The organism is Capnocytophaga sp. G1920, from assembly GCF_051417515.1.
Genome location: NZ_JBPRKH010000021.1, coordinates 39,948 through 51,123, shown reverse-complemented (window position 1 = coordinate 51,123; position 11,176 = coordinate 39,948). Strand labels below are relative to the sequence as shown.

Annotated in this window: 11 protein-coding genes and 3 tRNA genes; 9 read left to right on the top strand and 5 right to left on the bottom strand. The window is 38.6% G+C overall.

The window, feature by feature from the left end; all coding sequences use genetic code 11:
- From ACSQ7D_RS10975 to queA, 9 genes are all read left to right on the top strand, one after another.
- The coding region (locus tag ACSQ7D_RS10975; RefSeq protein ID WP_437135747.1) for a transposase at positions 1–355 on the top strand (355 nt) is incomplete at its 5' end.
- A gap of 132 nt (positions 356–487) precedes the next feature.
- Positions 488–2,281: an arginine--tRNA ligase gene (gene argS / locus ACSQ7D_RS10970; RefSeq protein ID WP_437136258.1), complete on the top strand. Its 1,794-nt coding sequence runs from the start codon at positions 488–490 to the stop codon at positions 2,279–2,281.
- A 129-nt stretch (positions 2,282–2,410) separates the two neighbouring features.
- Positions 2,411–2,483 (top strand) — tRNA-Gly (locus ACSQ7D_RS10965).
- A gap of 24 nt (positions 2,484–2,507) precedes the next feature.
- Positions 2,508–2,593: transfer RNA gene (locus tag ACSQ7D_RS10960), tRNA-Leu, on the top strand.
- 74 nt (positions 2,594–2,667) lie between these two features.
- A complete protein-coding gene (locus ACSQ7D_RS10955) occupies positions 2,668–2,916 on the top strand; it encodes a hypothetical protein (RefSeq protein ID WP_009410662.1) in 249 nt (82 codons plus the stop codon).
- Positions 2,894–3,196, top strand: a complete 303-nt coding sequence (locus ACSQ7D_RS10950) for a type II toxin-antitoxin system RelE/ParE family toxin (RefSeq protein ID WP_437136257.1) — start codon at positions 2,894–2,896, stop codon at positions 3,194–3,196. The genes ACSQ7D_RS10955 and ACSQ7D_RS10950 overlap by 23 nt, the downstream gene beginning before the upstream one ends.
- 205 nt (positions 3,197–3,401) lie before the next feature.
- Positions 3,402–5,102, top strand: coding sequence for a bifunctional alpha/beta hydrolase/class I SAM-dependent methyltransferase (locus tag ACSQ7D_RS10945; RefSeq protein WP_437136256.1), 1,701 nt, complete (start codon positions 3,402–3,404; stop codon positions 5,100–5,102).
- Between the two features lie 106 nt (positions 5,103–5,208).
- Positions 5,209–5,281 (top strand) — tRNA-Pro (locus ACSQ7D_RS10940).
- Positions 5,282–5,486: 205 nt separating this feature from the next.
- A complete protein-coding gene (gene queA, locus ACSQ7D_RS10935; protein WP_009410665.1) occupies positions 5,487–6,536 on the top strand; it encodes a tRNA preQ1(34) S-adenosylmethionine ribosyltransferase-isomerase QueA in 1,050 nt (349 codons plus the stop codon).
- A gap of 161 nt (positions 6,537–6,697) precedes the next feature.
- On the opposite strand, the gene ACSQ7D_RS10930 is transcribed toward queA, so the two are convergent.
- The 5 genes from ACSQ7D_RS10930 to ACSQ7D_RS10910 all read right to left on the bottom strand — a co-directional run bounded on the left by ACSQ7D_RS10930 (position 6,698) and on the right by ACSQ7D_RS10910 (position 10,764).
- A complete protein-coding gene (locus ACSQ7D_RS10930; RefSeq protein ID WP_002676357.1) occupies positions 6,698–7,861 on the bottom strand; it encodes a sigma-54-dependent transcriptional regulator in 1,164 nt (387 codons plus the stop codon).
- A 128-nt stretch (positions 7,862–7,989) separates the two neighbouring features.
- Positions 7,990–8,541 (bottom strand): thioredoxin family protein, encoded by a 552-nt coding sequence (locus ACSQ7D_RS10925; protein WP_437136255.1) that lies wholly within the window; start codon positions 8,539–8,541, stop codon positions 7,990–7,992.
- A 29-nt stretch (positions 8,542–8,570) separates the two neighbouring features.
- Entirely contained in the window at positions 8,571–9,581 is a 1,011-nt protein-coding gene (gene lpxK / locus ACSQ7D_RS10920; RefSeq protein WP_437136254.1) for a tetraacyldisaccharide 4'-kinase, read from the bottom strand.
- Positions 9,578–10,579: an NAD-dependent epimerase/dehydratase family protein gene (locus ACSQ7D_RS10915; RefSeq protein WP_437136253.1), complete on the bottom strand. Its 1,002-nt coding sequence runs from the start codon at positions 10,577–10,579 to the stop codon at positions 9,578–9,580. Before ACSQ7D_RS10915 ends, lpxK begins: the two co-directional genes overlap by 4 nt.
- Positions 10,579–10,764, bottom strand: coding sequence for a hypothetical protein (locus ACSQ7D_RS10910; protein ID WP_437136252.1), 186 nt, complete (start codon positions 10,762–10,764; stop codon positions 10,579–10,581). The genes ACSQ7D_RS10915 and ACSQ7D_RS10910 overlap by 1 nt, the downstream gene beginning before the upstream one ends.
- Positions 10,765–11,176 lie beyond the last annotated feature (412 nt).

Genomic DNA, 11,176 nt, shown 5'->3' with positions numbered 1-11,176 from the left:
TGAAGGGTGTTTAGAGGCTTTGAAGAAGGCTTTAAAAGGGAAGAAAAGGTCAGAGTCTTTAATACATCATTCGGATAGAGGAGTTCAATATTGTTGCAAAGAGTATATATTGTTATTGCAAAAAGAGGACATTCAAATTAGTATGACTCAGGAGAATCACTGTTATGAAAATGCTCACACGGAGCGTATCAATGGGATTCTCAAGCAAGAGTTTAATTTAGGAGTTACTTTTAATACTGAACAACAGGCTCTTAGTGCGGTATGCTCGGCTATAAAGACATATAATCAAAAACGTCCTCACTATGCATTGAACCTAAAAACTCCTGATCAGGTGTACTTTCAAAAGGTAGCTTAATGAAAAAATTTGACTAATAAAATAATAATTAATTATGACAACCTTTTTTAGGACGTGACAAAACTGAAAGCAAAATGTTTTTATATATTAAATTATTTGTACCTTTGCCCTCTCAAAAGAAAGAATTTGCAAATGTTGAACTTAAACGATACCCTTAAACAACATATATTACAAGCTGTACAAAAACTGTATGGTGTGAGCTTAGAAAGCGTTGAATTGCAACAGACTAAAAAAGAGTTTGTGGGCGATGTTACTCTTGTGGTGTTTCCGCTATTGCGTCATATCAAAGGTAATCCTGTGCAGATAGGAGAACAAATAGGAGGGTACTTAAAAGAGAAAGCAGGTGATTTGGTAACTGACTTCAATGTGATCAAAGGTTTTTTAAATCTTGTAATTGCTGATAGTTACTACATCGACTTTTTAAAAGAGGTGAAGAATAATCCTCAGTTTGGTTTGGCAACGCCTAATAGTAAAGAGGCTATTTTGGTGGAATACTCATCACCTAATACTAATAAACCGTTGCACTTAGGGCATATCCGCAACAATCTCTTAGGGTATTCGGTAGCTGAAATCTTAAAAGCAGCTGGACATAAGGTGTATAAAACCCAAATCATCAACGATAGGGGGATACACATTTGCAAATCGATGGTGGCGTGGCAACGTTTTGGTAATGGTGAGACTCCTGAAAATACAGGGTTGAAGGGTGATAAATTAGTAGGGAATTACTATGTGGCGTTCGATAAGGCGTACAAAGCTGAAATACAGCAATTAGTAGAACAAGGGAAGACCAAAGAAGAAGCGGAAAAACAAGCTCCTATATTTGTAGCAGCCCAAGAGATGCTTCGCCAATGGGAAGCAGGCAACCCCGAAGTAATAAAACTTTGGAAACAGATGAATGGCTGGGTATACGATGGTTTTGCCGTTACTTATAAGAATTTAGGTGTTGATTTCGATTCGTATTACTACGAGAGCAATACCTATTTATTAGGGAAAGACATTGTGGAACGCGGTTTGGAGCAAGGTGTGTTCTTCAAGAAAGAAGATGGTTCAGTTTGGTGTGACCTTACCGCCGATGGCTTAGATGAGAAGTTGGTGCTTCGTGCTGATGGTACGTCGGTTTATATGACGCAAGATATGGGGACTGCTACCCAGCGTGTGAAGGACTATCCTGATGTAAAAGGAATGGTGTACACGGTAGGTAACGAGCAAGATTATCACTTCAAAGTGCTTTTTCTTATCCTGAAAAAGTTGGGTTACGATTGGGCATCACACTTGTATCACCTGAGCTATGGTATGGTAGATTTGCCCAGTGGCAAGATGAAAAGTCGCGAGGGCACCGTAGTAGATGCCGATGACCTTATTGCTGAAATGGAGCGAACCGCCAAAGAGATTTCACAAGAACTGGGCAAACTCGACGGTTATACCGAAACGCAGAAAGAAGCCTTGTATCACACCATAGGTTTGGGAGCCTTAAAATACTATATATTAAAAGTAGACCCCAAGAAGCGCATTTTGTTTGACCCTAAAGAGTCTATTGATTTTCAAGGGAATACAGGTCCGTTTATACAATACACTTACGCTCGTATCCAGTCGATTATGCGCAAGTATGCTGAAATGGGAGGTAGGAATGAAGCAACGGTAGAAAAAGTTAATGGTTTGCACGAAAAGGAGAAGGCTTTGTTAAAGAGCATCACCCTATTTCCGTCGGTTGTACAAGATGCTGCTGATAGTTATAGTCCTGCTATTATTGCCAATTATGTGTATGATTTGGTTAAAGACTTTAATTCGTTTTACCAAAATGTATCGATTTTGGGAGAGGAAGAGGAGAGCAAGCGTGATTTCAGGGTAATGTTGAGCAAGAAAATAGGAGAAATTATAGCAGAGTCGTTTAAAATGCTGGGTATACAAGTTCCTGAGAGAATGTAGGTTATAATAGTAGTATAAAAAAGTTATAAAAAAAAGTATTCAAAAAATTTGCAGGAATGAATAATTGTTGTACCTTTGCAACCGCAAATAAAGGAAAAGCCAGTTGCGAATTTATTGGAAAAGAAATAAGCGAAAATAGCTCAGTTGGTAGAGCGCAACCTTGCCAAGGTTGAGGTCGCGGGTTCGAACCCCGTTTTTCGCTCTTTTTTTATGTTTATCATAGAAGGCTCGGATGGTGGAATCGGTAGACACGCTGGACTTAAAATCCAGTGGGCAGTAATGCCTGTGCGGGTTCAAGTCCCGCTCCGAGTACAATCTTCAATCACTACTTACGAAGATAGGTAGTGATTTTTTGCTTTTATGTAACCTTTAAAAATATTTTGAGTATGGAAACAGCTGTAACCTTTGCTACCTCTGATGTAGATAAATTAAATTCAATAAAAGATTTTATAAAGTCTTTAAATGTCTCTATCATTCAAGAAGAGGACATACCTCAGCCTATTGAAATGACGCCAAGATTAATGAAATACTTGGAAGAGTTGGAAGCTGATAACACTCCTTTTGACCAATGTGAAGATTCGTATGTAATGGTTAATAGACTTGCATCTAAATATGGACTTACTTTACAAAATTAGTAATACAGTACGAGCTGAGTCTGAGCTTGAGAGTGCAATCAACTATTACCAAGAAGTTGCTAATGATAGAGTAGCTGAGAACTTTATCAATGAGTTTGTAAAAATCTTGGATTTTATAAAGCACTTCCCTTTTCAGCGAATATACAAAGATAATTTAAGAGGTGTTTCTATGAAGAAATACCCTTACATTGTATTCTATGTAGTAGATGATATAGAAAGAGAAATTATCATTAAAGGGGTGTTCAATACATACCAAGATGTTAGCAAATACCCTGAATAAGAAATAAGAAAGGCTATCTAAATTTTGTTTAGGTAGCCTTTAGTTATTGAGTACAATTTTCAATCACTACTTACGAAGAGAGGTAGTGATTTTTTTGTTATTACATACTTCTTAAATATTAATGTAATGAAGTAATTATCCTTCACTTTTATTGTTTTTATCATTAAAAAGCGTACCTTTGCCTGCACAACAAAATAACAAGATAATGAATACAGGTTTTTTCAAGGGGTATCAAGAGGCAGAGTTATACTTCTACGAATGGAATTACAAGCCTCAACAAAAAACACTTATTGTAATACATCGCGGTCACGAGTACGGTGAGCGCTTACAGGAATTTGCTACGCACCCGCTGTTTGCGTCCTATAATATTTTTGCTTTTGATATGAGAGGACACGGACATACTAAAGCTTCAGTATCGCCTGCTTTTATGGATTCAGTACGAGATTTAGATGCTTTTGCTAAGTTTTTGCAACAAGAATACGACGTGCAAGAAGAGGATATATTTGTAGTAGCCAACAGCATAGGAGGGGTGATTGTATCGGCTTGGGTACACGATTTTGCTCCACGTATTGCTGGAATGGCACTTTTAGCACCTGCTTTTGAAATCAATTTAATAGTTCCCTTAGCCAAGCAAGCTATAGAATTAGCACTAAAAGTGAAACCTAATCTTGTTGTAAAGAGCTATGTTAAGTCTAAAATGCTCACTCGTGACCCTGAACAGCAACGCGCCTATGATACCGATAGGTTTATCACGCGGTCTATCAACGGGAAACTGCTTATAGATTTAGCTAATGCAGGCAAGCGATTGGTCGAAGATGCTGCTGCTATTACTATTCCCACACTACTGCTTTCAGCTGAAAAAGACTTTGTGGTGATTAACAAGCAGCAGAAACAATTCTATGTAAACTTATCTTCTGAAATAAAAGAATTTGTTACCTTAGAAGGATTCCACCACGGCATTTTGTTTGAGCAAGGCAGAGAAGAGGTATATAAATTACTTGAACAGTTTATCAGTAGAGCTTTTGAAACACCTCTTGTATCACCTTCTTTGAAACCCGATACTTTTACTCAAAAAGAGTACGAAATAATGCAATACGAGCTTATCCCCAATAGAGAAAAGTACTATTACCGATTTCAGAAATGGGCACTGAGTAAGTTAGGACACCTCAGTGGCGGAATGGCGATAGGACTGGAATATGGATTTGATTCAGGAGCTTCAATGGATTACGTTTACAAGAATATTCCTCAAGGGAAATGGGGTATAGGTAAACTGATGGACAAAAGTTATCTCAATGCCATTGGGTGGCGAGGCGTACGTATACGCAAAGCACACTTATTGGAGCAAGTAGATAAAGCGATACAAGCTTTGCAAGCCGAAGGGAAGAAAGTAAAGATACTTGATATTGCTGGAGGAGTAGGTAATTATCTGTTTGACATCAAAGAAAAGCACCCAGAGGTAGAAATTGTCATCAATGAGTTTTTACCAGCTAATATAGAAAAAGGGGAGCAAACCGTCAGAGAAAGAGGCTTTCAAGATATACGATTCACTAACTACAATTGTTTTAAAGCCGATAACTACACAAGTTTGGACTATAATCCTAATATCACTATCATATCTGGTATTTTTGAACTTTTTGGTGATAATAAATTAGCTAATGAGGCGATAAAGGGAGTTGTGTCGATTTCAGAAAACGGTTTTTTGATTTATACAGGACAGCCGTGGCACCCACAACTCAAAACGATAGCCTTTGTACTAAAAAGTCATCAAGAGAAAGATTGGGTGATGCGTCGCCGTAGTCAGCGAGAGTTAGACGGGATATTTTCTCTTAATGGAGTGCAAAAGCAGGATATGCTGATAGATGATTTTGGAATCTTTACGGTTTCATTAGGGAAGATAGAAAAATAGGACTTTTCAGTATATCAAATAAATAGCCATTGTTGCAAAATATTTTATTCTATTTATTTGGTAGTTTCTGTAAAAGGTAGTAATTTTGCGCTCTGAAATTAAAAATCGGGATGTGGCGCAGTTGGTAGCGTACACGTATGGGGTGCGTGTGGTCGCTGGTTCGAGTCCAGTCATCCCGACTTTTTCTTTTTATACAATAGCTATTTGAAATGAATAAGGTATATCTTCCTTTGTTATTATATCTCTATTTTACCCTTCTTTAGCGTCTATTTCTTGAATGTATATCTACGGATATTTATGGTGGAGAACAATATGGATTGTTTTAAATTCAGCATAAAAGTTACGATACCATTTATAAACTGATGATTATTATATAGAAAATATATGAAACTTTCAAACTTTAATTTTGAACTTCCTAAAGAGCTATTAGCTGAGTATCCCAGTGAGAACCGCGACGAAGCACGCTTAATGGTAATACATCGTAAAACAGGAGAAATCGAACACCGACTATTTAAAGATGTAATCGACTATTTTGACGATGGAGATGTGTTTGTACTGAACAATACTAAAGTATTTCCTGCTCGCTTGTATGGGAATAAAGAAAAAACAAAGGCAAAGATAGAAGTATTTTTGTTGCGTGAACTCAGCGCTGAACAACGTTTGTGGGACGTACTTGTAGACCCTGCTCGCAAGATACGGATAGGCAATAAACTCTATTTTGGCAAAAATGCCGAATTGGTAGCCGAGGTAATAGACAATACGACCTCTCGTGGTCGTACCCTTCGTTTCCTATACGATGGTACTTATGAAGAGTTTCGCCAACATCTTACAGAATTAGGGCAAACACCTCTGCCTAAATACATCTCTCGTCCGGTAGAACCTGAAGATGAAGAACGCTACCAAACTATCTATGCTAAATACGAAGGCGCTGTTGCTGCACCTACTGCGGGTTTGCACTTTTCTAAGCACTTGATGAAGCGTTTGGAAATAAAAGGTATTACCTTCGCTGAGGTAACTTTACACGTGGGGTTAGGAACTTTCAATCCTGTAGAGGTAGAAGACCTTTCTAAGCACAAAATGGATAGTGAAGAGATACACATTCCTGAAAGTCAAACAAAAATCATTAATGCAGCTAAGGTGAATAAAAAACGTGTATGTGCGGTAGGAACTACCGTAATGCGCGTGTTGGAAAGCTCAGTTTCATCTGATGGTTTTCTAAATCCTTTTGACGGTTGGACAAATAAGTTTATTTTTCCTCCATATGATTTTAGTATAGCCAATGCAATGATTACCAACTTTCACACTCCTAAATCTACCTTGTTAATGATGGTCTCAGCTTTTGCGGGGCACGACCTCATTATGCGTGCTTATAAAGAAGCCGTAGAGCAGAAATATAAATTCTATTCTTACGGTGATGCGATGCTTATTCTATAAGAAGAGTTATATATAAAGAAAATGACGGTAGAGAGAACTCCTTGCCGTCATTTTTTATTTCTGAATAGTTATAGAGAGGATTTTTATTTTGTTCATAGTTAATCAGTAAGATTTTGTAACGCTTACTTATTTCCTAATTTAAAGTTTCAGTGTGGTTCGCACTATTTTCCTGCAAACGCTTTTACATCATCTTCTGAGATTTCTTTGCCTCCTAAGATAATGAGTCGCTCTACTACATTACGCAGTTCGCGAATATTACCCGTCCAATCTTGTTTTTGAAGAAGCTCTATTGCTTTTTTGCTAAATTTCTTCGGACTAATACCTTGTTCCTCGGCTATTTTTGCTGAAAAATAATCAATAAGTAGTGGGATATCGTCTCTGCGCTCGTTAAGTGACGGTACTCTGATGAGAATTACTGCCAAACGGTGGTACAAATCCTCACGGAAACGACCTTCGGCTATTTCTTTTTTTAAATCTTTATTGGTCGCCGCTATTACACGTACATCTACATTGATGTCCTTATCACTTCCCACGCGGGTAATCTTGTTCTCCTGCAAGGCACGCAACACTTTGGCTTGGGCAGAGAGACTCATATCGCCTATCTCATCCAAGAAAATAGTACCATTGTTAGCAGCCTCAAACTTACCTGCACGGTCTTTTACCGCCGAAGTAAACGCCCCTTTGATATGTCCAAAGAGTTCACTTTCTATCAGTTCAGAAGGAATAGCGGCACAGTTCACCTCTACCATCGGAGCTTCACTGCGCTCGCTTTGGTAATGAATAGCGTGAGCTACCAATTCTTTACCTGTACCATTAGAGCCCGTGATGAGCACACGCGCTTCGGTAGGTGCTACTTTTTCTATCATCTGACGGATTTGTTGCAAGGGGGCACTTTCTCCTATCATCTCATAGCTCTTGCTCACCTTCTTTTTGAGGTGTTTATTCTCTACCACTAATTTCTTCTTGTCGAGAGCATTGCGCACGGTGTTGAGCAAGCGGTTTAAATCAGGTGGTTTTGAGATATAGTCGTAAGCCCCTAAGCGCATTGCGTTTACTGCTGTCTCGAGGTCGCCGTGACCTGATATCATCACAAAGGGGATTTCGGGTTTGAGTTTCTTGACCTCAGCGAGTACTTCCATACCGTCCATCTTAGGCATTTTGATGTCGCATAGTACTAAGTCGTAGTCCTCTTTTTTGAGTTTTTCAACGCCTTCTACACCATCAGCTGCTTCTTCTACTTCGTACTCTTTGCTTTCTTCTACCAATATTTTGGTAAGTACACGGCGAATTGCCGATTCGTCTTCTATGATGAGTATTTTTGCCATAAATTCAATCTTTCCATTTGCCAATTTGGCATAATCTGCTAATTACTCCGCAAAGGTAGTAAAAAAATAAAAAACTCTTGACATTCTGCCAAGAGTTTTTGACGTGTGTTTATGAAAAAGTGTATTTATTAGTTTTTAAATGTAGGTTTGAACTTCGATTGATATACTTGAAACTCTTGTTGAGTAGTGATTTTTTTGTAATCATTGTTGTTAAACATTTTCAAGTAGAGTTCTAATTGAGTAGGCGACATATACCCGGTGATACCTGTTATTAAATCGTTATTTTCGTCTAAGAACACCATTGTTGGGTAAGCCTGTACTTGCATATATCCGGTAAGTGGATGTGTGGCGTTACGGCGTTCAGCCAATGAGGGGTCATAGCCTTTGTTCTCAAACTTTTGTCCTTTGTAGTTCGCTACTTCGTTACCTTCGCCATTGAACTTTACAGCGTAGTAATTATCGTTTACATACTTTACTAAGTCTTTGTTCTTAAAAGTGTTGTTCGCTAACATCTTACAAGGTCCACACCAATTAGTGTATACATCAATAAATATTTTTTTAGGTTTTTTCTTCTGAGCAGCAATAGCTTGGTCAAAAGTCATCCATTTAATTTCCTGAGCTTCAAGAGTAGCGGTAGCTACCAAAACAAAAGCTACAATAGCGATGAGTTTTCTTGTCATACTGATAAAAGTTTGTAATTTTTTCGTGTTTATAGATTTTCAAAAACCGTGCCAAATGTATGTTCATCAGTGGGGGTGAGGAATTGCATTGCGATAGGCAGGTAGTACAAGTCTTGCAAATGAGGTTGCAGGCGCACGTAGTCTTTCTCAGTGGTCAAGATTCGCTTGCCTTGCAATTGCTGTATTTCTCTCTCGGTAAAATGATGATGGTCAGCAAAAGCTAAATGCTGAAAATCTGCTCCTTGTTCTTTCAAGAATGTGAGTAGCGGATTCGGATTGGCAATGCCTGTTACCAAAGTAAAAGGTTCTTGAATGAAAGTCGTCAAAGATATGTTTTCCGTCTCTGAAAATACTTGCTTATCATAGGCAATGGTTGCAAAAACGATAGGACAAAGGCAATGCTTCTGTAAACGCACTATGAGCTGAGTACGTTCTTTTTCTGACAATGAGGGAGGACATTTAGTTACAACCACTATATCGGCTTGTTGCACTCGGCTTACTACATCGCGGAGTCGCCCCATTGGAAGTAGCCAGTCGTCAGTAAACAGATGTCCGTAAGCGGTGAGCACTATGTTGATTTTTGCTTTTATGGGGCGATGTTGGAAAGCGTCGTCTAATATAATCAGCTCAGGAGGTGTAGGCAAAGCGAGCATTCGTTCTACACCTTCTACTCGGTTGGCACAAACGGCTAAGATAAAATCCTTAAATTTCCACCAAAATTGGAAAGGTTCATCACCTAAATCCAATACCGTAGAAGTCTCAGTAGCTAATATAAAACCCTTTGTCTTGCGTTTATAACCACGACTGAGCACGCCCACTCTGCGTTGTTTATGCAATCGCCTGATGAGGTATTCTACCATTGGGCTCTTACCTGTCCCTCCTACCGCTACATTACCTACGCAAATAGTAGGCACCGCAAAGGTATGTACTTTAAAAATGCCCACATTGTAGCACCAATGGCGCAGACGAACTATTGCACCATACAAACACGCCAAAGGGAAAAGAAGTATTCTAAAAAGATATTTAAACCATTTTCTCATAGCGGATATTTTGCACAAATCTCTTGAATCACTTCATCGATATCACTGTACTGAAAATCGATAAACTCTTTTATTTTATCACCATTATAAGTGCTTATCAAGCCAAGAGCATTGGCAGTTTGGAGGGTAAGTGCTCGCTTTTTAATACCAAAGAAACTCAAAAAACCGTCTAAACGTGCTAAACGACGTAATGTTTTATGCGAAATCTTTTTGGTTGGAGCTTTCACTCCCAAACCTTTCGCAATTTTCTCAAAAACCATTTGATAACTAAGATTAGCAGTATTCAGTATAAAGCGTTCTCCTGTAACCTCAGAGAACTGTAGCTGTATCATTGCACGCACTACATCGTCTACCGCCACAAAGCCTGTGCCTCCTGTGGGGTAATATCTCAGTCCATCAGCTACTTTTTTAAACAATAAGCCTGACCCCTGCTCGTAGAAGTCAGCTCCCAGCACTACCGATGGATTCACTATCACCACCGGCAATCCTTCTTGCGAGCCACGCCATACCTCCATTTCGCCACCGTTCTTACTGATAGCGTAATCAGTGTTATTGTCCTCACTATTCCAGTCGTTTTCCTCATCAATAGGTGTGTGAGGCAAAGCCGAAAGCGTAGCGATAGAACTTACATAGCAGAGCTTTTTTACCTTAAAGTCAATACACAAGTTTACGATATTAGCAGTTCCTTCCACATTCACTTTGATGAGCTGAGCAAAATCCTTAGGCTGAAAAGAGATGAAGCCCGCACAATGAAAAACAAAAGAAACATTCGCAAACGCTTGTTCGAGCGCAGGAATGTTACTTATATCGGCTTCTACCCACTCAATAGAGCGGAATTGTTCCGCTCCATTGGGGGATTGTTGTATAAAAAGTTGTTCGATTTTTTCTAACGAGTGGGTACTGCGATAGATAGCCCTTACTTTATGCGCCTTGTTTTGGGTAAGGTGAAAAAGTAAACGACTGCCAATCTGCCCTGTTCCGCCAGTTACTAAAATCATTATTTCTCGTCTAAAAGAATGTGTTCATCAATAAGTTTAAGAGCCATAGGCGAATCTTTTTCGTCGTAGAACTCGAAGGGGTCAAGAATAGAACATACCAATTCTTTACTCACTTGGTTGTTCAGTAGTTCAATAATTTCAGTGGGCAAATTGGTTTGCGTTCTGCCATACTTGTGTTTTATCATTCTTGAACCTTGTTTTTTTATTTCTTAGTCGGGGCAAAGATAATAATTATTTGCCAAATATGCCATTTGATGCATAAAAATAACTGAATAGCATTTAATTAGCAGTGGGGTAGGGGTATCCTTTATATACTATTACTTTTGCAGTATGAGTTTTGCTAAAGTTTCAAACTTTGATAAAGTTAAAAACACCCAATTGTCTCTCCTCTTACCTCCGTCTTATTTTTATTTTGTGTTCGTTTATTCTTCATCTGCTCGTCCTACTCGCACCGTCATTTGTATGAACATCGCCAAAGTTTCAAATTTTGGCAATGTTGAAATCTATTAATAACTCTCTTTTTATGTCTATCTTAACTTTAACTTACCTTCTACTTAGGTTCGTTCATTGTTCGTCTTTTGTTCGTCTTTTGTTCGT